Here is a 21401-nt window from a genome sequence, read left to right as displayed (position 1 = left end):
CGTTCGATGGCGACGCTCGCCTCGGCGGCCGCGGCGCTGCGCGGCCTATCGCCCGACCAGCGCTTCGGCCGCGTCGTCGCGGTGCGCGGCGCGCTGATCGAGGTCGAGGGCCTGGTCGGCGCCGCCCAGATCGGCTCCAGGATCAGCGTCGTCGCCACCAACGGCGCCGTCGAAGCCGAAGTGACCGGGCTCGATCGAAATATCGCCCACTGCCTGCCGTTCAGCGACCCGACCGGGGTCACCTCCGGCTCGCGGGCCGATTTGCGCGCCGGCCAGATGGTGCTGCGCCCGTCCGAAGCCTGGCTTGGCCGCATGGTCGACGGCCTCGGCCGTGCGGTCGACGGCAAGGGTCCGCTCGAGCCGGGCGAGCTGCCGCGCTTGATCAAGGGCATGCCGCCTCCGGCTGCCGCGCGCGCCCGGGTCGGCGCCAAGATCGAGACCGGTGTCCGCGCGCTCGACATCTTTGCGCCTTTGTGCCGCGGCCAGCGGCTCGGCCTGTTCGCCGGCTCCGGCGTCGGCAAGTCGGTCCTGCTCTCGATGCTCGCGCGCTGGACCGAATGCGATGTCGCCGTGATCGGCCTGATCGGCGAACGCGGCCGCGAGGTGCAGGAATTCGTAGAGGACGATCTCGGCCCCGAAGGCATGGCGCGCAGCGTCGTCGTCGTCGCGACTTCGGACGAGCCCGCGCTGATGCGGCGCCAGGCGGCATGGACCACGCTCGCCATCGCCGAGCATTTCCGTGACCAGGGCCTCAACGTCCTGTGCCTGATGGATTCGGTCACGCGCTTCGCGATGGCGCAGCGCGAGATCGGCCTCGCCAGCGGCGAGCCACCCGCTACCAAGGGCTATACGCCGACCGTGTTCGCCGAGCTGCCGCGGCTGCTCGAGCGCGCCGGCCCCGGCCTGCCCGGCCAGGGGTCGATCACCGGCCTGTTCACCGTCCTCGTCGACGGCGACGATCATAATGAGCCGGTCGCCGACGCCGTGCGCGGCATTCTCGACGGCCACGTGGTGATCACCCGCCGTATCGCCGAGCGCGGCCGCTACCCGGCGATCGACGTGCTGAAATCGATCTCGCGGACTCTGCCCAACTGTCACACGCCGGAGGAGAATGCGCTGCGGCTCGATGCGCGCCGCACCCTCTCCACCTATGGCGACATGGAGGAGATGATCCGGCTCGGCGCCTATAAGGAAGGCAGCCGCGCCGAGGTCGATGAGGCCATCCGCCTCGCGCCCCAGATCGAGGAACTGCTCAAGCAGGGCAAGGGCGACCGCGGCTATGCGGGCGAAACCTTCGCATCGCTGCAGACGATCCTGGCCGAGCCCGAGCCGGCTCCGGAGACCGAACAATGAAGACTCCCTATGACGGCGCCCTGCGCGTCCAGCAGCGCGCGATCGACGACGTCCGCGTCGCGATCAACATCGAGGTCACCCAGCTCGTCCAGGTCGAGAATTCGGCGCGCGCGGTCGAGGCGGCGGTCGTCCGCGAAAGCCACGCCGCTGCCGACGATCCGATGATGTCGAGCTTCGCTTATGTCTCGCGAATGCGCGCCGAGCGCGTACGGCTCGACCAGGAGGGCAAGGTCATTGCCGGCCGGCTCGACCGGCTGCGTGCCGAGGCGCTCGCCGCCTACGGCTCGTTCAAGGCGATCGACGGCGCCGCCGGTCGATACCGCGCCGAGGAGGAAAGGGCCGCCGCCAATGCCGAGCAGGCGCGCGCCGACGATTTCTCCGGCGCCGCATTCCTGCGCGCGCGCCAGATGAAGGCGAACCGCGCGGGCAGCGGGGGCCGGTGACGATGATCGCGCGTCTCGATCTCGCCCAGATGCGGCCCGAGCAGAAGGCCGAACTCATCTATACCCAGGCGCGCTCCGAGCTGACGAGCCGCCTGTGGCGGGCCGCGCTTGGCGACGGCGGCGACTTCGGCAGTCCCGAAGCGGCGCCGACCGAAGCCGCCGGTGCGATGACCGATTTCGATTCATTGCTGGCGGCCTTGGGCGCACCGCGCCCCGCGGCCAGTACGCCGACGGCGCCGGTCGCCGCGCCCGCGGCGCAGCCCGCGGTCGAGGACACGCGCGTGCCGGAAGCCGCGGTGGCGGTCGGCCGCGCCGGCGGGCTCGGCGTCAATGCCCGCCACGAGGCCAGCCTGAACGCGGCCGCGGCCCGCACCGGCATACCGGCGGCGGCGCTGGCCGCGATCGTCGATGCCGAGGCGGCCAAGGACCGCGACGGCGGCTGGAAAGCCTATTCCCGCAACCCGCGCTCCAGCGCGGCGGGGCTCGGCCAGTTCTTGAGCGGTACCTGGCAGAGCGAGGCCGAACGGCCGGGCACTTGGCTCAATGGAGAGGCGAAGGCGCGCGGCTGGCTGACCGAAAACGGCAAAGTGGCGCGCGGCGCCCGCTCCGAACTGCTGGCTTTGCGCTACGACCCGGCGGCCTCGATCCAGGCCACGGCCGATTATGCCCGCGGCAATCTCGATCGGCTGCGCCGGGCGGGGGTGGCGGTCGGCGACAGCATGGAGGGCGTCGCCCATGCCGCCTATCTCGGCCACCATCTCGGCGTCGGCGACGCGATCAAGTTCATGAAGGGCGGCCTGGATTCGGCGCGCGCGCGCCTCTTGCTCTCCGCCCAGGTCGGCGCGGCCGCAGCCGGCCAGCGTATCGCCGCCGCCGGCGACGCGACCGATGCCCACCGCGGCTGGCTGCTGAACTATGTCGGGCGCAACGTCCGGCCGGCACGCTTCGACGCCTGAACCGGCATATTTGGCGCGGCGGCGGACCACCCGCCGCACCCCCTCCTATAAAGGGTAGAGCTGTCCCCGCGGTTTCACCTTCGAACACAAAGTCGGCCCGCCCCCGCCGCCATGGATATGCAATGACCGTCAGCGCCGAACTCGTCGACCGCCTCGCCTTCGTTGGCTTTACCCCCGCCGACCGCGCCTTGCTCGACGAATTCCGCCCGGTCCTCGACGCGCTGACCCGGCAAGTGAGCGCCTTCGTCGCCAGCGTTCGGGCGGCGTGATTCGAATCGAACGGCCGAATCGCTTTTTTTGGTCGAAAACGGAAATCGCTCCGCAACAATCCTATAAGGATTAAGAGGCCCGGCAACGACCACCGATCCTATTCGTTGCTGCGAAATTAACCTCTGAATCGCAGAAAACCTGGGCTTTCCCAGCACTGTGGGCCGTTCGCCATCCTATAAGATACGTACATGTCCGGAGCATAGGATAACGCGGCCGTTAAACCTTCGCCGTCAAAAGGACCTCACCACAGGAGAGCGCGGGGGTCGCTGCTCTCCCTGATGGGGGGGACTGAACATGTCGAAGACCACTGTCGCGCTGGAAGCCCTGGTCGCCAGCGTCATCGCCAACCGGCCGGCCGAGGGCGTGAAGCCGAGCGTCCGCCAGCGCCACAATGTCGACAAGGCCTTCGCTTCGATCCTGAAGCTGATCGCGCCTCGCATCCGCCACTTCATCCGCCAATACGGCCTCGCCGCTTACTGGGAAGATGCCGAGCAGGCCGCCGCCATCGCGGTGCACCGCGCGATTGAGGCGTACGAGCCGGAAAAGGCGCAGTTCACCACTTTCGTAAACTGGCAGATCCGCGGTGAGATGCAGAGCCTGCGCTTCCGCCTGATGACCGACCAGCGTTCGTCGGCCAAGAAGGTCGAGGCGACCACGGTCTCCATCCACAATATTGCTTATGGCGCCGACGGCGACGAAGGGACGATCGAGGCAATCATTGAGGACGAGGACGCGCTGGAGCGGGTCGAGGCGGGCGCCTCCGCCTATCTGGCCCAGGCCGCGACCGCCGCCCTGGTCGAAGAATATATCGAGCACCTGCGCACCGTCGGGCTCGAGCAACTCCGCAAGCGGCCGCGGGCCAAGCGCGTCATCGCAACCCAGCCCGGCGCGCTCCGCGACAATGTCCCGAGCCGCGTCCCGGCCCGCTTCCGCGGCATCGAGCCGGAGGAGCTCGAGAAACTGGAAGCCAAGCTCGCCCGCAACCGCGCCATTGTCGAGCGCCGCGTGTTCGACGTCGCCACCCTGGACGAGCTCGGTGCCGACACAGGCCTCACCAAGGAACGCGTCCGCCAGATCACCAAGCGCGCCGCCAAGACGATCGGCGAGCTCACCGCCAGCCATCCCAAGTTCGCGATGATGGCCGAGGACCGCAAGCCGACCGCGGTCGCCGCCAAGCCGCGCAAGAAGGCAGCCAAGCCGGTAGAGACGGTCGAGGCCAACATCCTTCCCGAGATGGACCAGCCCCATAATCGTCTGACGCGCGTCGTCGCCATCGCGCCGACCGGGCCGATCCGCGCTGAGGGCGACAATGCGCTCGACAGCGCGACGGATAGCGCGGTCGCGCGGGCGGCGGGATCCGGCGAAGGCAACTCGCTCATCCATTAAGGAATGCTGCTCCGCGAACGCGGAGGAAACCGGTCCAAGCCCTGCGGGCCTCCTATAATGGAGGCAAGCACAAGGGGTTCGACCAAGTGAAGCCTAAGACAGAGGGCGCAGAATCGCCCGCCTTTGACCGGACTTGCGCCGAAAGCGGCGCGGAGCCCGCATTGATGACCGCGGCGCGGCGGCTGCTTGCGCCTGCGCAGGCGCTCATGGCCGATCTCGGCGCGCCGCTGCTCAGCATCGTCACCGACCGCCGGACCGGCGAAGTCGAACTCCTGCCATGGGACCAGAGCTTCCAGGTCGGGGCGCCCATTCAGCACCAAGCGTTCGAACGGCCGCTGGCCGCGGCCGCTGCGCTCGAGCTCAAGGCCCGGGCGCCGCTCGTCGCGCTGCATCTCGCGCGACGCTGGCCGGCCAATGCCGTGCCGTCACGCATAGGCGTGGTGACCGACGGCACGGGGCTTGCCGTCTCGCCCGGCCATCCTGCTGCGCTCACGTCCGCCTGGCTCAGCGACCATGCGGCGCGCCGGGCGCCCGCCGACGCATTGCTCCCATTCCGTGCCAGCGGCCCCTGGGCGCTCGCCGAGCCGGAGCCCGATCTCGCCCTCCACTAAGCCACTGGAAGGCCTGCTCGACAGCCTCCCAACCATCGGTTATTACGGTATCCTATAGGGGCGTTTCGGGATGGGCTTGGGGGACGGGTCATGGGCGGAAAACGGGCGGGCACCGTGAAGATAACCGGTGCGAGGCGGCGGCCGCCGCCCGCCGGAGGGCGCGACGTCCGGATCGATCGCTACAAGACGATCGTCTTTCCCAATAATCTGCGGGCGCTGCGCAAGCGCGCCGGTTATCCCAAGCTGCTCGCCTTGGCCGAGGCGCTGCCGGACATCCCCTATATAAGATTGTCCAAGATCGAGCGCGGCGAGGTCTTCGCCAAGGCCGAGGAACTGGTGCGCATCGCCGCAGCACTTCGCGTGGCGCCCAGCGACCTCCTGGTCGACATCGGCGATCCCGCCTTCGATCTCCCGGCGTGGGCCGCGGAGATCCACGACGACCGCAGCTTCGACCGCGACGCCGAAACCTTCGCCGCGTTGCTCGGCGCGGCCCTTCGCCACCGCCGGACTTCGGACGCCGCGCTGACGATCGCCGCGCTCGACAAGGATTATGGCATTCCGCCCGTCATCCTCTCCCGCATCGAGAATGCCCACAAGACGCTCGACCGCTGGAACGACGCGACGGTCGCCGCTTTGTGTCGAATCTTTGATGTCGCCAACGTCGCAGGGCTGCGGGATCGGGTGCGCGCGCTCCATGCCGCCGGCGCGCTCAACGCGCTGCTCGACGGCATTTCCAATCCCGAACTGCGCATCGCCAAGACGCGCGCGCGCGTGGCGGAATTGCGCGCCCAGCTTGCCGGCGCGGCGCCGGCCGAGGCACCGGCGGCGCCCGCAGCCATTGCCGAGCCTGCGGTTCCCGCTGTGGATGTAGCGGGAACGGCTCGGCTGCTGCCGGTGTTCGGGGCGCCGCTCGCCGACGGGCTGATCGCCAAGGCGGCGACCGGCGCGTCGGTGGAAGCGCCCCGCACGGCCGGCCCGCGCGCTTATGGGCTGCGGGTCTGCAGGCCCAGCTTGGGCGGCGGGCTGCCGGGGAGCGCCACGATCGTCGTCGATCCCGAGCGCTTTCCCTCGTCGGGCGGGCTGGCTGTGGTGCGCGAAGTGGACGGGCTGCGGCTGCTCTCGGTCACGTTCGACCGCAACGGCGCGATGAAGGGCTACAGCCAGGTGCCCGACCGCGAGGTGGCGCTGGACGCGCTCGACCCGGCCGATGTCGCCGCGGTGATCGCCGCTTACTTCGAATAAGCGGACGCCCCAAAAAGGTCGGGGCCGGTTTCCCGGCCCCGATACGCTTACGCTACCCCCACGCTTACAAACCGGCGAGCTTCCCGCCCGGGAGAAAGCGGGTCACTGGCAAGCGAGACATTCGTCATAATCGGTGGTCTGCAGCTCGATCTGCTTGAGATCGGGCGTGTTGTCGGCCTCGACGCCGCCCGCGAAGCCGGCGCGCTGCACCGACTTGGAGCGCAGATAGTAAAGCGACTTCACACCGAGCTCCCAGGCGCGGAAGTGGAGCATTAGCAGGTCCCACTTCTCGACGTCGGCCGGGATGAACAGATTGAGCGAGGTCGCCTGGTCGATATAGGGCGTCCGGTCGGCGGCGAGCTCGAGCAGCCAGCGCTGGTCGATCTCGAAGCTCGTCTTGAACGTGTCCTTCTCTTCCTGGGTCAGGAAATCGAGATGCTGGACCGAGCCGCCCTGCTCGAGGATCGAGTTCCACACTGCTTCCGAGTTCTTCGATTTCTCGATCAGCAGCTTCTCGAGATGCGGATTGCGGATCGAGAAGCTGCCCGACAGCGTCTTGTGGGTGTAGATGTTGCCCGGGATCGGCTCGATGCAGGCCGAGGTGCCGCCGCAGATGATCGAGATCGAGGCGGTCGGCGCGATCGCCATCTTGCACGAAAAGCGTTCCATCACGCCCATGTCGGCCGCGTCCGGGCAGGGGCCGCGCTCGTGGGCGAGCATCATCGAGGCTTCCTGCGCCTGCTGGGCGATGTGCTTGAAGATCTTGAGGTTCCAGCTCTTCGCCATGGCCCCTTCGAACGCTAGGCCGCGCGCCTGGAGGAAGGAATGGAAGCCCATCACGCCGAGGCCGACCGAGCGCTCACGCTCGGCGCTGTACTTGGCCCGCGCCATTTCGTCGGGCGCGCGCTCGATATAGTCGCTGAGGACGTTGTCGAGGAAGCGCATGACGTCCTCGATGAACATCTTGTCGCCGTTCCACTGGTCCCAGGTTTCGAGGTTCAGCGACGACAGGCAGCAGACCGCGGTGCGGGCGTTGCCGAGATGGTCGATGCCGGTCGGCAGCGTGATCTCGGAGCACAGGTTCGAAGTCGAGACCTTGAGGCCGAGATCGCGGTGATGCTTGGGCATCGACCGGTTCACCTGATCGATGAAGATGATGTAGGGCTCGCCGGTCTGGAGGCGGGTCTCGACCAGCTTCTGGAACAGGCTGCGGGCATCGACAGTGCCGCGCTCCGAGCCGTCCTTGGGCGAGCGCAGGACCCACTCGCTGCCGGCGCGGACGCACTCCATGAACTCGTCGGTGACGAGCACGCCGTGGTGGAGGTTCAGCGCCTTGCGGTTGAAGTCACCCGAGGGCTTCCGGATCTCGAGGAACTCCTCGATCTCGGGGTGCGAGATGTCGAGATAGCAGGCGGCCGAGCCGCGGCGCAGCGAGCCCTGGCTGATCGCGAGCGTCAGCGAGTCCATGACGCGGACGAACGGGATGATTCCGCTGGTCTTGCCGTTGAGGCCGACCGGCTCACCGATGCCGCGAACATTGCCCCAATAGGTGCCGATGCCGCCGCCGCGCGAGGCGAGCCAGACATTCTCGTTCCAGGTCTCGAGAATGCCGTTGAGGCTGTCGGTGACGCTGTTGAGATAGCAGGAGATGGGCAGGCCGCGGCCGGTGCCGCCGTTCGAAAGGACCGGGGTGGCCGGCATGAACCACAATTTCGAGATATAGTCGTAGACGCGCTGCGCATGGTCGGCATCGTCGGCATAAGCCGAGGCGACGCGCGCGAACAGGTCCTGGTAGCTTTCGTCGGGAAGGAGGTAGCGGTCGCGCAGAGTGTCCTTGCCGAATTCGGTGAGCAGCGAATCGCGGCTGTCGTCGGTCTTCACCGTGAAGCGGCGGACGGCGACGCTCTTCGAATCGGGCTTGGCCGGCTTGGCGGCCTTCTCGGCGACGGGCTTAGGCGTCGTCTCGACGGTGGCGTTGCTCACGTCGGTCGATCCCATTTCGTTGCTGCCCAGAAGGTCCATCGCTCTATCCTTGTTCTTGTTCCGTTCAACCCGGGCTACATCCGAGTCTAGGCCTTTTTTCAAGGGAGCGGGGCATTGATTTCGGGTTGTCCCCGATATCCACAGGCAGCGGCGGGTGGTGCGTGCCCGCTCGGGGCGGCACGGCCAATGCCTACTATCTGTTGCGTCACCCCCTTGGTAGCGCCACCACTGATTGTGCCTGATCCGGAATCGGATGCAAGACCGTAAATGTCCGGCAAACCAAATTTCGTCGCATTGGCGGATTTCCGCGGCTTACCTATGGCGGGCGCAAACGCCCCGAGCGGACAGTCCCTAGGGACTGCCCGCTGCAGGATTGTTACGGTTGAGACGAAGCGCTTAGATTGCGGCCAGAGCCTGGTCGAAATCGGCGATCAGATCGTCGGCATCCTCGACGCCGATCGAGATGCGGACGAGGTTGTCGCTGATGCCGAGTGCCGCCTTGCGCTCGTCAGGGACCGACAGGTGGGTCATCGCCGCCGGGGCGCTTGCCAGCGTCTCGGTGCCGCCCAACGATACCGCCAGCTTCGCGATCTTGAGCGAATCGAGGAAGGCGAAGGCCTCGCGCTCGCCGCCCTTCAGGTAGAGCGAGAAGGTCGAGCCCGCGCCGGTGCAGTGGCGGCGGTAGATGTCGGCCTGGCGGGCGTCGCCGCCATCCTCGAGGAAGCCGAGATAGCCGACCGTCTCGACCTTGGCATGGCCGCGAAGGAAGGCGCAGACCTTGGCCGCATTCTCGCCGGCCCGGCTCATGCGCAGCTCCAGCGTCTCGAGGCTGCGCAGCAGCATCCAGGCGCTGTTCGGGTCGGTGATCGTGCCGATCGTGTTGCGCATCATGCGGATCGGGTTGATCAACGCCTTCGAGCCGACGACGCCCCCGGCGACAAGGTCGGAATGGCCGCCGGCATATTTGGTCAGCGAGTAGACCGACAGGTCGGCGCCGTGATCGAGCGGACGCGACCAGAGCGGGCCGAGGAAGGTGTTGTCGATCGCGATCGGCGGGCGCTCATCCTCGCCGAACAAGGCGTCGCGGACGGATGCCACGGCCTGGACGTCGACCAGGGCGTTGGTCGGGTTGGCCGGGCTTTCAAGATAGATGAGCGAGACGCGGCCCTGCGTCTTGGCGCGGGCGACGACCGATTCGATCTCGTCGCGGGTGGCGCCGGCCGGGAAGTCGAGCCAGGTCACACCGAAGCGGCCGAGGATGCGGCCGATCAAGGTCTCGGTCGCCGCATAAAGCGGGCCGGAATGGACGATCACGTCGCCCGGCTGGACGAACGTCAGCAGCAGGGTGGCGATCGCGGACATGCCGGACGAGAAGCTCAGCGCGTCTTCGGCGTCTTCCCACAGGCTGAGGCGGTCCTCGAGTATCTCCTGGTTGGGGCCGTTGAAGCGCGAATAAACAAGGCCGTCGGCCCCGCCCGGGCGCTTGCCGGTCACGCCCTCGAAGTGGCGCTTGCCCGCGGCCGCGCTCTCGAAGACGAAGGTCGACGTGAGGAAGATGGGCGGCTTCAGCGAGCCTTCCGACAATGCCGGATCGAAGCCGTGGCCCATCATCAGGGTCGACGGCTTCAGCTTGCGCCCGCCGATCTCGAGCACGTCGGCCTTGGGGCGGCGGCGCGGGGTGGCGCCGGTGAGGTCATTCTCGTCTTGCATAACAAAGTCTCCTTTCAGCCAGTCGCATTTGCTGCGTGGAGACCGAGCCTGCCGAAGGTCAGGCCCACCGGCCGCGCGTCGCGCAGCCCCGGGGGGTGAGGTCCGTTGCCCGCGCGCTCCCTAACCCAGGACGAGGGCGCGTCGCTAGTCCCGATGCGGCGACCGGCGCCGATCGGCGGGCGAAGGCGCGAGCGGCGGCAGCGCGCCCGACTGGGCGAGGGCGAGCATGCGGCGGAAGCTCGGACAGTGGAGATGGCTCGGCTCGGGGCACACGGCGGCATGGCGGAGGCTGCCGCTGACCGCGGTCAGCCGGGTGATCATCCGCTCGAGCTCGTCGGCCTTGGCAGTTAGGCGGTCACGATCGACGTTCGCGCGGCCGCCGGCGAGGAAAGTCTCGCCGATCTCCTCGAGCGAGAAGCCCGCCGCCCGGCCCAACGCGACCAAGGCCAGCCGCTCGACCACCGCCGGCTCGAAAAGACGGCGCTGGCCGCGCCGGCCGGCCGAGGCGATCAACCCCTTTTCCTCGTAGAAGCGCAATGTCGACGCCGGCACGCCCGAACGCCGCGCCACTTCCGCAATGTCGATCAGCATGCTTGACCTCAAGTTCACTTGAACTGGTACCTTTGCCCGAATCGCTGAACGAAACAACCGCAAAGGAAACAGGAATGATCGAGACCGAAGGCGACAATAATGCGCAGGCCGCGCACTGGAATGCCCGCGCCGGACGGACCTGGGCAGAGTTGAGCGACGTGCTCGACAATCTGTTCGCGCCGTTCGTCCCCCTGCTGACTGGAGCGGGACGGGGAGGGCCGCTTCTCGATATTGGCTGCGGCGCCGGGGCGGTCACGCTGGCGGCGGCTCGACAAAGCAGCCGGGGCCGACGCTGTCTCGGAGTCGATATTTCCGCTCCTTTGATCGGCGCGGCGAAGGCTCGCGCGGCGCAAGCGGCCCTGTCCGACGTGGAATTCGTACAGGCGGACGCCCAGGCCTACCCGTTCGCTCCGGCGAGCTTCGACGCGATCGTCTCGCGCTTCGGCGTGATGTTCTTCGCCGATCCGGTCGCGGCGTTCCGCAACCTGAAGCGCGCGGCGCGGCCGCGGGCGAAGCTGGCCTGCGTCGCGTGGCGCAGCGCCGAGGAAAATCCGTTCATGACGGCGGCCGAGCGTGCTGCCGCCGCTCTCCTGCCGGATTGGCCCCGCCGCACCGCGGACGGCCCCGGCCAGTTCGCCTTCGCAGACGACGCGCGCGTGCGCCGGATCCTGGAAGACAGTGGCTGGCAGGAGATCGCGATCCGGCCGCTCGACGTGACCTGCACGATGAAGCGGCAGGATCTGCGGACTTATGCGCAGCGCATGGGCCCGCTTGGCGATCTCCTCCCGACCCTCGACGCCGCTGCCCGGGCCGAAGTCTTGGGGCGTGTCGACGCAGCCTTCCAACCCTTCGTGGAGGGCGACGCCGTCGGCTTCACGGCCGCCTGCTGGATGCTGACCGCGCGCGCCTAGCCCGGCAACGCGATCAGCGAGATCTGGCGGCCGTAATCGGGCTCGCCGCGATGGGTCGCGCGGCGATAGCTGTAGAAGCGGTCGGGCTGGGAATAAGTGTCCTCGCCGAGCGCCTCGATGCGGGCGAGGCCAGCGTCCGCGAGCCGCGCGACGACATAGCCTTCAAGGTCGAACTGGTGATGGCCCTCGCGCCCTTGGCTAAAGAAGCGCTCGTTGGCCGGATCCTGTTCGGCGAAGCGGCGCAGGAAGCCCTCGTCCACCTCATAGGATCTGCGCGCGATCGTCGGCCCGACCGCAGCGACGATGCGATCCCGCGCGGCGCCGAGCTTCTCCATCTCCGCGATCGTGGCTTCGACCACCCCGCCGAACGCACCCTTCCATCCGGCATGGGCCGCGCCGACCAGGCCGGCGGCGGCATCGGCGAACAGGACGGGCGTGCAATCGGCGGTGAGGATGCCGAGGACGAGGCCGGGACGGTCGGTGACGAGGGCGTCGGCCTGCGGGCGGGCGTCGTCCGGCCACGGGCCGGTCGTCGGCAAGGCGATCGCCGAATGGATCTGGTGGACGGTGACGAGCCGCGCGCCGGGCGCCACCGCCTCGACGGCCCGGTCGCGATTGGCTTGGATCGCCGTACGGTCGTCGCCCGAGCCCAGCCCCACATTCAGGCCTGCGCACACCCCTTCCGAGACGCCGCCGCGCCGGCCGAGAAAGCCGTGGGGGATGTCGCCCAACGCGGCGGCCCGATTCACTTCGACGTCCATCAAAATCCCTCCGGTGCCGGCCAGTCCGGCGCGACCAATGCCATCGCCTTGAACAGGCTGCCCATTTGCGCGGCGTCGACCAGGCGGTCGCGCGCGGCGACGATCTCGTCCTTGCGCTCGGGCGACGCCTTGGCGAGCGAAGCGGTGCGCAGCTCGATGCCCATCGCGCGCAGCCATTCGCCCTGGGTGAGGGGGCCGCAGACCCGCACCCCCTCGGCCCGCGCGGCCATGGCCAGCGCCTCGAAATCGACATGGGCGGTGAGATCGCGGTCGCCTGGTGCCTGCCACGGATCGGCATAAGCGTGGCCGGCCACCGCCTGGAACGTGTCGCCGACGGAGGCCCGTGCATGGCCGTAATCGACGATCAAGGCTGCGCCGCCCTGCGCAGCCACCCGGCCGGAAAGATCGCGCACGATCGCCACCGACGCCGGGGAGGTCTCGATCACGCTGCCCGCCGGCGCGTCGCGCAGCGGCGCCGGGATCGCTTCGCCCGGCACGCGCGGCCCGGCGCCGGGAACGAAGCGGGCCCCGTCATGTCCGACCAGCCGCTCGCACCAACCCCCCTCCATGCGCACCAGTTGGCGGATCGGAAGCGCGTCGAAAAATTCGTTGGCGACGATCAGCAGCGGGCCGGTGTCGGGCAGGCTGGTGGTGTCGTCGTGCCATCTGGGGCTGGCGATCCGCTCGGCCTGGGCGGAGCGCAGCGCCGGGCTGGTTTCGACCAGATCGACCGGCGGCTCGAGCCCGGCCGCGCGCATCGCGCGCAGCGCGTCGGCGGCGAGCGTGCCCCGGCCAGGCCCCAGCTCGACATAGCGCGTCGCCGCCGGCCGGCCCGCGCGCAGCCAGAGATCGGCCAGCCAGAGGCCGATCAGCTCGCCGAACATCTGGCTGATTTCGGGCGAGGTGACGAAGTCGCCAGCCGCGCCGAGCGGGTCGCGCGTCGCATAATAATGCGCATTGGCCTCGGCCATATATTGGCCGATCGGGATCGGCCCGCTGGCGGCGATCAGCCGGGCGAGGCGATCCGCGACCTTTGGAGCCTCAGGCGACACTTTCGCTGCCGGCGATCGGCTCGACGCGCTGGCGCCGTGCCTTCGCGGTGGCGATCAGGTAGAAGCCGCCAAGGATCATCGGCACGGTCAGCGTCTGGCCCATCGACAGGCCCCAGGACAGGTTCTCGAGGCCGGCGTCGGGCTGGCGCACCATCTCGACCAGGAAGCGGCTGACGCCGTAGCCCAACAGGAAGGTGCCGACGAGCTTGCCCGGCTGGTAGCGGGCGTCGGTCTTCCAGAACAGGAACCAGAGGACGAGGAACAAGGCGATGCCCTCAAGGCCGGCCTCGTAGAGCTGGCTCGGATGCCGCGCGACCTCCCCGCCGGTCGGGAAGATCATCGCCCAGGGAACGTCGGTTGGGCGGCCCCAGAGCTCGCCGTTCACGAAGTTTGCCAGGCGGCCGAAGAACAGACCGAACGGCACGCAGCAGGCGACGTAATCATGGAGGCGCAGCCAATCGAGGCCGTTCTTCCGGGCGGCGTAGAAGAGGCCGAGGCTGACGCCGATCACGCCGCCGTGGAACGACATCCCGCCGTCCCACAGGCGGATGATGTCGCCCGGATTCTCGAGGTAGAATTCGGGACGGTAGAACAGGACGTAGCCGAGCCGGCCGCCGAGCAGGATGCCGAGCGTGGCGTAGAAGACGAGATCGTCGGCATGGCGCCGCGCCATCGGGGCGCCCGGCTGCTTCAGCAATTTCAGCAGATACCACCAGCCGACGACAATGCCGGCCAGATAGGCCAGCGAATACCAGCGCAGTTGGAAGAAGCCGAGGTCCAAAGCGATCGGATCCAGCCCGAGCTGATCCCAACGTATGGCGGCCGTAGCGTCAGCGGCGAGCGAGGCGATTTGCGGCAGGATCAAGGCTTTCCCCCAAGGATTTCCGCCCTCATAGTGGCCCGCAAAAGAAATCGAAAGAGCAGGAGATTCGATGCCGAGCGCGCTCGACGGGAAATATGATGCTGTTCAGGCGGCGGTGACCTCGCCCGAGACCGGCCGGATCCGGGTCGGGCGGGACGAGCAGGGCCGGGCGGTAGTGACCAACCTGCCGCCGACGCTGCCGGGCCTGTTCGATGCTTTCTGCGCGCTCCATGCCCAAACCACGGCCGTCGTCGCCGGCGACGAGCGCCTCACCTTCGCCGAATTGAACGAATGGGCGACGCGCACCGCCCGAGCGCTCGCGCACGGCTTCGGCATCGCCAAGGGCGACCGGGTCGCCATCGCCATGCGCAACTGCCCGAGCTGGATTGTCACCTACATGGCCGTGCTGAAGGCGGGCGGCATCGCGGTGCTGGTCAATGGCTGGTGGCAGCCGGACGAGCTCAGATACGGGCTGGAGCTGACATCCCCCAAGCTGGTGCTCGCCGATGCCCCGCGCGCCGCGAAGATCGCCGACCTCGGCTGCACGCTCCTGACGCTGCCGATCGAGCAGCATCTGGCCGGAGCGCTAGCTCCCATCCTGGAGCGTGAGGGGCCGGAGGGGCAGCTGCCGGAAGTACTTCCCGACGACGATGCGACGATCCTCTTCACCTCCGGCTCGACCGGTGCGGCCAAGGGCGCCGTCTCCACGCATCGTGCCGTTACGAACGCGGTCTATACCTATGCGATCGGGATCGTGACTCTGCTCGGCATCATGGAGAGCGAAGGCCGGCCGCCGGTGAACCCGCCCAAGACCCTGCTCAACGTGCCCTTGTTCCACGTCACCGGCGAGGTGCCGGTGCTCCTGAACAGCTTCGTCATCGGCCGCGGCATGGTGCTGATGGCCAAATGGGATGCGGGCGAGGCGCTGCGGCTGATCGAAGCCGAGAACGTCACCTATTTCGTCGGCGTGCCGACGATGAGCCTCGAGCTCATGCAGCATCCCGACCGCGACAAATACGATCTCTCGTCGCTGACCGACATCGCAGCCGGCGGCGCCGCCCGCCCGGTCTCGCACGTGACCCGGCTCAAGGAGAGCTTCGGCGCGGCCCAGCCGGCTTTGGGCTACGGCCTGACCGAGACCAACGCCGTCGGCTGCAGCAATTTCTGGTCCAATTATGCCGACAAGCCGGCCTCGACCGGCCGGCCGCACAAGCCGCTCGTCGAGATGGCGATCCTCGGATCGGGCGACGCCCATCTCCCCCGCGGCGAGCGCGGCGAGATCGCGATCCGATCGGTCTGCAACATGCGCGGCTATTGGAACGATCCGGAGGCGACCCGCGCCGCATTCACCGCCGACGGCTTCTTCCGCACCGGCGACATCGGCTATCTCGACGAGGATGATTATCTGTTCATCGTCGACCGCAAGAAGGACATCATCATCCGCGGCGGCGAGAATATCAGTACGCAGGAGGTCGAGGCCGCGCTCTATGGCTGCGAGCGCGTCTCCGAAGCCTGCGTATTCGGAGTCCCGTGCGAGCGACTGGGCGAGGTGCCGGCGGCGGTCGTCTACAGCGAGGAGGGCGTCACCGAAGCGCAATTGCGCACCTTCCTCGAAAGCCGCATCGCCAGGTTCAAGCTGCCCGAATATGTATGGATCCACGACGAGCCGCTGCCAAAGCTCGGCACCGGCAAGATCGACAAGGTGATCCTGCGCGACCGCTATCGCTCCGAGCTTGCCGACCATGCCTGACCCTGTGTCCGGCAAAGTTCGCTAGCCCGACCGCGCCCGCCTCGTCTATTGCGCGCCCATGGGTTCGGCAGGAACAAGACAGGGGATCAGCCGGCGCACCCTGCTCGTCGGCGGCGGCACCGGCGCGGGACTGCTGCTCGCCTGGGGCCTGTGGCCGCGCGAATATGAGCCCAATCTGCGCGCCGCGCCGGGCGAGACCCTCTTCAACGCTTACCTCAAGATCGGCCGCGACGGGCGGGTGATCGTCGCGGTGCCGCAGGCCGAGCTCGGCCAGGGCGTCTACACCAGCCTGCCGCAGATCCTGGCCGACGAGCTTGGCGCCGACTGGCGGACGGTGGCGGTCGAGCCGGCGCCGATCAGCCCGCTCTACGCCAACCAGCTGATCGCCGAGCAATGGGCGGACGCGGGCTTTCCGGAAATGCTGCGCGACGCCGGCGGGTGGGCGGCACGGGAATATGCCACGCGCAACGCCGTCATGATTACAGGCGGATCGACCTCGGTCCGTGCGTTCGAGCCGGCGCTGCGGGAGGCCGGTGCGGCGGCGAAGGCCCTGCTCTGCAAGGCGGCGGCGAAGCGCTGGAACGCCGATTGGGAAACGCTCGACACGCATGGCGGCTTCGTCGTCTCGGGCAACCAGCGGCTTCCCTTCGGCGAGCTGGCCGAGGCGGCGGCCAAAGAGAAAGTGCCCGACTCGCTGCCTATGCGCGGCGGCCTAGATAACCGCCTCGTCGGCCAGTCGCTGCCGCGGATTGATCTTCCGTCCAAGGTCGACGGCACGGCGCAGTTCGCCGCCGACATCCGCCTTCCCGACATGGTCTATGCCGCGGTCCGCTCGGGCCCGATCGGTGGCGGCCGGCTGGTGCGGATCGACAAGGATGCGGCCGACGCGGTGCCGGGCGTGCTCGCTGTATTCGAAAATCCGGGCTGGGTCGGCGCTGCGGCGACCAACTGGTGGGCGGCCAATCGCGCCATCGAAGTGATGAAGCCCGCCTTCCAGACCGACCATGTCCTCGTCAGCAGCGACAGCATCGATGCGGCCTTATGGGGCGCGCTCGACGGCGGCGACGGCAGTCGCATCTTTAGCCAGGGCGATCTTGCCGCGGCGTACAAAGGCGCCCCGGTCTTCCGCGCCCGCTATCTCGCCGGCGTCGCCCCCAACGCGCCGATCGAGACGCTGACCGCCACGGCGCGGCTGACGGCCGGTCGGCTCGAAATCTGGGCGCCGACCCAGGCGCCGGCCTTCGCCCGCGCCGCCGCGGCGCGCGCCTGCGGATTGAGCGAGCGTCAGATCACGATCCACCGCACTTTGGTGGGGGGCGGCTACGGCCGCAAACTCGAAACGGACGCGATCGAGCAGGCGGCGATCATGGTGCGCACATTGAAGCGCCCGGTCCAGCTGGTCTGGTCGCGGATCGAGGAGACCGTGCAGGACACGTTCCGCCCGCCGGCGCTGGCGGTGCTGAGCGCCAGCCTGCCGCAGGGCGGCGCGATCACCGGCTGGCAGGCCCGGATCGCCGCCCCTGCCACCCAGAATGCATTGGTCGAGCGGCTTCGCACCGGCGGCGTCAACGGTGCGGCTCGCGCCCATGCGCCGGCCGTCGATGGGGCGATCCCGCCTTACGGCATCCCGGCGATCGCGATCGACCATCTGCCGGTCGATCCCGGCCTGCGCACCGGGATCTGGCGGTCGGCGGCGCACAGCTACACCGCCTTCTTCACCGAGAGCTTCATCGACGAGCTCGCGCGCCACGCGCAGGTCGAGCCCTTCTCCTTCCGCATGCAGATGCTGGGCGGCAATCCGCGCTTGGCCCGTTGCCTGTCGACTGCGACCACCTTGGGCGGATGGGACGGCGGCGCGTCGGGCAGCGCGATGGGCATCGCCGCGCACAGCGCCTTCGGTTCGCATATCGCCTTGCTGGTCGAGGCCGAGGTCGACAAGAACCAGCGCATCCGCGTCACGCGCGCGGTGGCGGCGGTCGATTGCGGTCGCGTGATCAATCCTGATATCGTCCGCCAGCAGATCGAGGGCGGCATCATCCACGGCATTTCGGGCGCCACCGGCGATCCGATCGGTTTCGAAGGCGGGCTTCCTGACATGAACAATTTCGACCGCCTAGTGCTGCCGCGCCTCGCCGACAGCCCCGAAGTGACGGTGGAGATATTGGAGAGCGACGAGCCGTGCGGCGGCGTCACCGAGCTCGGCGTGCCGCCGGTCGCGCCGGCCATCGCCAACGCCTTGTTCGCCTCGACCGGCCAGCGGCTGCGCTCTTTGCCTCTGGTCGTGGGGAGCGGCGCATGAAGCCGCCCGCCGATCACCCGCCGGTGCCCACCCCGAAAATCGGGGTGCTGCTGATCAATCTCGGCACGCCCAACAGTCCCGAGCCCGGGGCGGTGAAGATCTATCTGCGCGAATTCCTGTCGGACCCGCGCGTGATCGAAATCCCGCAGCTCGTCTGGCAGCCGATCCTGCGCGGACTGATCCTCACCCGCCGCCCCAAGCAGAGCGCGCACGCCTACAAGCAGGTGTGGACCGAGGAGGGCTCGCCGCTCGCCGCGATCACGGCCCGGCAGGCCCGCGCGCTGCAGGCGCGGTTCGGGGAGACCGTGCTGGTCGACTATGCGATGCGCTACGGCCGCCCGGCCATCTCGGAGAAGATCGATGCGCTGAAAGCGCAGGGCTGCGAGCGCATCCTGCTCGCGCCGCTCTACCCGCAATATAGCGCGGCGACGACCGCGACCGCGAACGACCACGCCTTTCGCCATCTCCAGAAGCTGCGCTGGCAGCCGGCCGTCCGCACGCTGCCGCCTTATCATGACGATCCGGCCTATATCGACGCGCTGCGGGAGAGCGTCCGGACCAACCTGGCCGAGCTGGACTTCCAGCCGCAGGCGCTGATCGCTTCCTTCCACGGCATGCCCGAGCGGACGCTCCGGCTCGGCGATCCCTATCATTGCCATTGCCAGAAGACGGCCCGATTGCTGGGCGAAGCGCTCGGGCGCGACCTGCTCGTCGCCTTCCAGTCCCGCTTCGGCCGCGCCAAGTGGCTCGAGCCCGCGACCGATACGATGCTCGCGGCGCTGCCGGGGCAGGGGATCAGCCGCGTCGCGATCCTGGCGCCGGGCTTCTCGGCCGATTGCCTGGAGACGCTCGAGGAGCTGGCCATCCGTGGGCGCCAGACCTTCCTCGATGCCGGCGGCACGCATTTCGCCTACCTGCCGTGCCTCAACGACAGCGTTCCGGGAATGAACATGCTGGAGCGCATCGTTTCCCGCGAACTTGAAGGTTGGAACGCGCAAGCATAGCTTCGCATTACAAAATAATAATGGAGGAGATGACCATGGCGCGTGTGGCGATCGTTACTGGCGGTACTCGGGGAATCGGCGAAGCGATCAGCCTAGCGCTGCGCGATGCGGGGATGAGCGTTGCCGCCAATTACGCGGGCAACGAAGAAAAGGCCCGCGAGTTCACGGAACGCACGGGCATCAAGTCCTACAAATGGAACGTGGCCGATTTCGACGCGTGCGTCGCGGGGGTCCAGCAGGTCGAGGCCGAACTTGGCCCGGTCGATGTGCTCGTCAACAATGCCGGCATCACCCGCGACGGCACGATGAAGCGGATGACGCGCCAGTTCTGGGACGACGTGATCGACGTCAATCTCGGCGGCTGCTTCAACATGGCCAAGGCGGTGTTCGACGGAATGACCGCTCGCAAGTTCGGGCGCATCGTCAACATCGGGTCGATCAACGGCCAGGCCGGCCAGTACGGCCAGGTCAATTATGCCGCGGCCAAGAGCGGTATCCACGGCTTCACCAAGGCGCTCGCCCAGGAAGGTGCGCGCGCCGGCGTCACCGTGAACGCGATCGCGCCCGGCTATATCGACACCGAGATGGTGGCGGCGGTGCCCGAGGAAGTGCTGCAGAAGATCGTCGCCAAGATCCCCGTCGGCCGGCTCGGCAAGGCGGAGGAGATCGCGCGGGGTGTCGCCTTCCTCTGCGCCGACGAAGGCGGCTTCGTCACCGGCTCCACGCTGTCGATCAACGGCGGCCAGCACATGTATTGATGTCGTCCGGGATTTTCGAAGGACCGGTCAAACGCTCGATGATGATCGCGGGTCATGCGACGTCGATCAGCCTCGAGCCCGTTTTCTGGGAGGCGTTGCGTGCGGCGGCGGAGGACGAGGCGCTGCCGCTCAACGCGCTCGTCGCCCGCATCGACGCCGAGCGTATCCAGGCCGCCCGTCCGCCCAATCTGGCCAGTGCCATCCGGGTGTGGCTGTTCGCCCGGCGCAGGGCTTGTTGCGATTGACTTGCAATAGCGGCCGTGACATTCCTCGCGCAAAGCGGGAGACATCATGGCCGGTTCGACGATTCTGCGCCTCCGCGGCGCCTGGTTCCAGCTGCACAAATGGATCGGCATCTGTCTCGCCGTCCTGATCATCCCGATCTCGCTGACGGGGTCGGCTTTGGTCTGGCACGACTGGCTCGACGAGGCGCTCAATCCCGAGCGGAAGGTGGAGGCCGCTCCTGCGCTGCCGCCTGCCGCTTACGCCGCATCGGCGTTGCGCGCGCTTGGGCCCGAAGAGCGGATCGCGAGCATTACCTACCCGGACGGCCAAGGCGCCGTCCTGGTCGCGGCGGCGCGGCCGCCGGCTCCGGGCGGTGGACGTCCCGTGCGCACCCAGCTCTGGCTCCACCCGGAGACCGGCGCCGTGCTCGACCGCAGCGCCAGCAACGAGGGCGCAGTTCACGTCATGCACGTCCTCCACGGCAGCCTGATGGTGCCGGGACTCGGCCGCCAGATCGTCGGCTGGATCGGCGTGGCGATGCTGATCTCCTCGCTCACCGGCCTGTGGCTGTGGTGGCCGCTGCGCGGTCGCTGGACGCGCGGGCTGCGCTGGAAGCGCCAGGCGACGACCAGCGCGAACCTCCATCACCAGACCGGCTTCTGGGTTTGCGTGCCGCTGGCGATGCTGTCCTTCACCGGCGTCTGGATTTCCTTCCCGGCCTTCTTCGCGTCCGTGTCCGGCGCGCCGGCGCCCGACAGCCCGGCCGAGCGCATCCGGCGCATGGGCGCGCAGCCATTGCTCGAGACCGAGAGGACCGCCGACCAGGCGCTGGCCGCGGCCCAGGGCGCTGCGACCGGCCCGCTCCTCTCCGTCACTTGGCCGACCGACCAGGCGCCCGAATGGAAGCTGAGCTTCGCCCGCAGCGGCGGGCCCGCCGAGGTCAAGGTCGCAGACGAGAAGGGGACGGTGACGCCGGCCAAGCCCCCCAGGCCCGAGACCACCGCCCGCACGATGCGGCGCTGGCACGACGGCACCGGCATGGGCGTCGTGTGGCAAGTCCTGATCTTCATCGGCGGCATCCTGCCGGCGCTACTCGCGGTCACCGGCATCATGATGTGGCTGAAATCGCGGGTGTGGCGGGCCGATGTCGCGCGCCGCCGCGCCCGGGCTGAGCCGGCCCCGGCCGAATAAGAAAAGGCCTCCCTTCCGGCGTGGAAGGGAGGCCTCCTTTTTC

Annotated in this window: 20 protein-coding genes; 14 read left to right on the top strand and 6 right to left on the bottom strand. The window is 68.4% G+C overall.

The features are described from left to right. Nucleotides 1-6: 6 nt before the first annotated feature. The 7 genes from fliI to SH591_RS07815 all read left to right on the top strand — a co-directional run bounded on the left by fliI (nt 7) and on the right by SH591_RS07815 (nt 6261). Nucleotides 7-1353, top strand: a complete 1347-nt coding sequence (fliI, locus tag SH591_RS07845; RefSeq protein ID WP_324751243.1) for a flagellar protein export ATPase FliI — start codon at nt 7-9, stop codon at nt 1351-1353. Further along, complete coding sequence (locus SH591_RS07840; RefSeq protein ID WP_322830991.1) at nt 1350-1796, top strand: hypothetical protein; 447 nt, start codon at nt 1350-1352, stop codon at nt 1794-1796. Before fliI ends, SH591_RS07840 begins: the two co-directional genes overlap by 4 nt. A 2-nt stretch (nt 1797-1798) precedes the next feature. Next, on the top strand, nt 1799-2752 hold the full coding sequence (locus SH591_RS07835) for a peptidoglycan-binding protein (RefSeq protein WP_324751349.1): 954 nt from the start codon (nt 1799-1801) through the stop codon (nt 2750-2752). A gap of 122 nt (nt 2753-2874) precedes the next feature. Further along, a complete protein-coding gene (locus tag SH591_RS07830) occupies nt 2875-3021 on the top strand; it encodes a hypothetical protein (protein ID WP_324751242.1) in 147 nt (48 codons plus the stop codon). A 295-nt stretch (nt 3022-3316) separates the two neighbouring features. Beyond that, nucleotides 3317-4408: a sigma factor-like helix-turn-helix DNA-binding protein gene (locus SH591_RS07825; protein WP_324751241.1), complete on the top strand. Its 1092-nt coding sequence runs from the start codon at nt 3317-3319 to the stop codon at nt 4406-4408. 164 nt (nt 4409-4572) lie between these two features. Further along, on the top strand, nt 4573-5019 hold the full coding sequence (locus tag SH591_RS07820; RefSeq protein WP_324751240.1) for a hypothetical protein: 447 nt from the start codon (nt 4573-4575) through the stop codon (nt 5017-5019). A 114-nt stretch (nt 5020-5133) separates the two neighbouring features. Then, the gene (locus SH591_RS07815; RefSeq protein WP_324751239.1) at nt 5134-6261 is read left to right on the top strand and encodes a helix-turn-helix domain-containing protein; all 1128 of its coding nucleotides are present in this window, start codon (nt 5134-5136) and stop codon (nt 6259-6261) included. A gap of 102 nt (nt 6262-6363) precedes the next feature. Here SH591_RS07815 and SH591_RS07810 read toward each other — a convergent pair whose 3' ends face one another. The 3 genes from SH591_RS07810 to SH591_RS07800 form a co-directional block, all read right to left on the bottom strand. Next, nucleotides 6364-8259, bottom strand: a complete 1896-nt coding sequence (locus SH591_RS07810; protein WP_416222330.1) for a ribonucleoside-diphosphate reductase subunit alpha — start codon at nt 8257-8259, stop codon at nt 6364-6366. A gap of 381 nt (nt 8260-8640) precedes the next feature. Further along, complete coding sequence (locus SH591_RS07805) at nt 8641-9954, bottom strand: cystathionine gamma-synthase family protein (protein ID WP_322830984.1); 1314 nt, start codon at nt 9952-9954, stop codon at nt 8641-8643. Between the two features lie 144 nt (nt 9955-10098). Next, complete coding sequence (locus tag SH591_RS07800; protein WP_324751238.1) at nt 10099-10545, bottom strand: helix-turn-helix domain-containing protein; 447 nt, start codon at nt 10543-10545, stop codon at nt 10099-10101. Nucleotides 10546-10619: 74 nt separating this feature from the next. Between SH591_RS07800 and SH591_RS07795 the strand changes: the two genes are divergently transcribed. Continuing rightward, nucleotides 10620-11456, top strand: a complete 837-nt coding sequence (locus tag SH591_RS07795; protein WP_324751237.1) for a class I SAM-dependent methyltransferase — start codon at nt 10620-10622, stop codon at nt 11454-11456. On the opposite strand, the gene pgeF is transcribed toward SH591_RS07795, so the two are convergent. From pgeF to lgt, 3 genes are read right to left on the bottom strand one after another with little or no spacing between them, the layout of a single operon-like run. Beyond that, a complete protein-coding gene (gene pgeF, locus SH591_RS07790) occupies nt 11453-12217 on the bottom strand; it encodes a peptidoglycan editing factor PgeF (RefSeq protein ID WP_324751236.1) in 765 nt (254 codons plus the stop codon). The genes SH591_RS07795 and pgeF overlap by 4 nt on opposite strands. Next, entirely contained in the window at nt 12217-13269 is a 1053-nt protein-coding gene (locus SH591_RS07785; RefSeq protein WP_324751235.1) for a class I SAM-dependent methyltransferase, read from the bottom strand. The genes pgeF and SH591_RS07785 overlap by 1 nt, the downstream gene beginning before the upstream one ends. Beyond that, on the bottom strand, nt 13259-14134 hold the full coding sequence (lgt, locus tag SH591_RS07780; RefSeq protein ID WP_324751234.1) for a prolipoprotein diacylglyceryl transferase: 876 nt from the start codon (nt 14132-14134) through the stop codon (nt 13259-13261). The genes SH591_RS07785 and lgt overlap by 11 nt, the downstream gene beginning before the upstream one ends. A 67-nt stretch (nt 14135-14201) precedes the next feature. Between lgt and SH591_RS07775 the strand changes: the two genes are divergently transcribed. Genes SH591_RS07775 through SH591_RS07750 form a run of 6 tightly spaced genes read left to right on the top strand, consistent with a single transcriptional unit; the run spans nt 14202 to nt 21358 of the window. After that, nucleotides 14202-15881, top strand: a complete 1680-nt coding sequence (locus tag SH591_RS07775) for a class I adenylate-forming enzyme family protein (protein WP_324751233.1) — start codon at nt 14202-14204, stop codon at nt 15879-15881. A 58-nt stretch (nt 15882-15939) separates the two neighbouring features. Then, nucleotides 15940-18180 carry a xanthine dehydrogenase family protein molybdopterin-binding subunit gene (locus tag SH591_RS07770; RefSeq protein ID WP_324751232.1) on the top strand — a complete coding sequence of 747 codons (2241 nt, stop codon included), beginning with the start codon at nt 15940-15942 and terminating at the stop codon, nt 18178-18180. Beyond that, entirely contained in the window at nt 18177-19184 is a 1008-nt protein-coding gene (hemH, locus tag SH591_RS07765; RefSeq protein WP_324751231.1) for a ferrochelatase, read from the top strand. Before SH591_RS07770 ends, hemH begins: the two co-directional genes overlap by 4 nt. 35 nt (nt 19185-19219) lie before the next feature. Then, the gene (gene phbB, locus SH591_RS07760) at nt 19220-19942 is read left to right on the top strand and encodes an acetoacetyl-CoA reductase (protein WP_324751348.1); all 723 of its coding nucleotides are present in this window, start codon (nt 19220-19222) and stop codon (nt 19940-19942) included. Next, nucleotides 19942-20187: a ribbon-helix-helix domain-containing protein gene (locus SH591_RS07755; RefSeq protein ID WP_324751230.1), complete on the top strand. Its 246-nt coding sequence runs from the start codon at nt 19942-19944 to the stop codon at nt 20185-20187. The genes phbB and SH591_RS07755 overlap by 1 nt, the downstream gene beginning before the upstream one ends. Before the next feature lie 46 nt (nt 20188-20233). Further along, on the top strand, nt 20234-21358 hold the full coding sequence (locus SH591_RS07750) for a PepSY-associated TM helix domain-containing protein (protein WP_324751229.1): 1125 nt from the start codon (nt 20234-20236) through the stop codon (nt 21356-21358). The last annotated feature ends 43 nt before the right edge of the window (nt 21359-21401 follow it).

It is taken from the genome of Sphingomonas sp. LY54 (genome assembly GCF_035594035.1).
Lineage (GTDB): Bacteria > Pseudomonadota > Alphaproteobacteria > Sphingomonadales > Sphingomonadaceae > Allosphingosinicella.
The sequence above is the reverse complement of the archived record's forward strand: the minus strand, read 5'-3'. Positions and strand labels throughout refer to the sequence as shown.

Coding starts and splice junctions, on each gene's coding strand:
- SH591_RS07750 (WP_324751229.1), top strand. CDS start 20,234: ATGGCCGGTTCGACGATTCTGCGCCTCCGCGGCGCCTGGTTCCAGCTG.
- pgeF (WP_324751236.1), bottom strand. CDS start 12,217: ATGGACGTCGAAGTGAATCGGGCCGCCGCGTTGGGCGACATCCCCCAC.
- SH591_RS07755 (WP_324751230.1), top strand. CDS start 19,942: ATGTCGTCCGGGATTTTCGAAGGACCGGTCAAACGCTCGATGATGATC.
- SH591_RS07800 (WP_324751238.1), bottom strand. CDS start 10,545: ATGCTGATCGACATTGCGGAAGTGGCGCGGCGTTCGGGCGTGCCGGCG.
- phbB (WP_324751348.1), top strand. CDS start 19,220: ATGGCGCGTGTGGCGATCGTTACTGGCGGTACTCGGGGAATCGGCGAA.
- SH591_RS07810 (WP_416222330.1), bottom strand. CDS start 8,259: ATGGGATCGACCGACGTGAGCAACGCCACCGTCGAGACGACGCCTAAG.
- SH591_RS07825 (WP_324751241.1), top strand. CDS start 3,317: ATGTCGAAGACCACTGTCGCGCTGGAAGCCCTGGTCGCCAGCGTCATC.
- SH591_RS07775 (WP_324751233.1), top strand. CDS start 14,202: ATGCCGAGCGCGCTCGACGGGAAATATGATGCTGTTCAGGCGGCGGTG.
- fliI (WP_324751243.1), top strand. CDS start 7: ATGGCGACGCTCGCCTCGGCGGCCGCGGCGCTGCGCGGCCTATCGCCC.
- SH591_RS07820 (WP_324751240.1), top strand. CDS start 4,573: ATGACCGCGGCGCGGCGGCTGCTTGCGCCTGCGCAGGCGCTCATGGCC.
- SH591_RS07805 (WP_322830984.1), bottom strand. CDS start 9,954: ATGCAAGACGAGAATGACCTCACCGGCGCCACCCCGCGCCGCCGCCCC.
- hemH (WP_324751231.1), top strand. CDS start 18,177: ATGAAGCCGCCCGCCGATCACCCGCCGGTGCCCACCCCGAAAATCGGG.
- SH591_RS07830 (WP_324751242.1), top strand. CDS start 2,875: ATGACCGTCAGCGCCGAACTCGTCGACCGCCTCGCCTTCGTTGGCTTT.
- SH591_RS07770 (WP_324751232.1), top strand. CDS start 15,940: ATGGGTTCGGCAGGAACAAGACAGGGGATCAGCCGGCGCACCCTGCTC.
- SH591_RS07840 (WP_322830991.1), top strand. CDS start 1,350: ATGAAGACTCCCTATGACGGCGCCCTGCGCGTCCAGCAGCGCGCGATC.
- SH591_RS07795 (WP_324751237.1), top strand. CDS start 10,620: ATGATCGAGACCGAAGGCGACAATAATGCGCAGGCCGCGCACTGGAAT.
- SH591_RS07835 (WP_324751349.1), top strand. CDS start 1,799: ATGATCGCGCGTCTCGATCTCGCCCAGATGCGGCCCGAGCAGAAGGCC.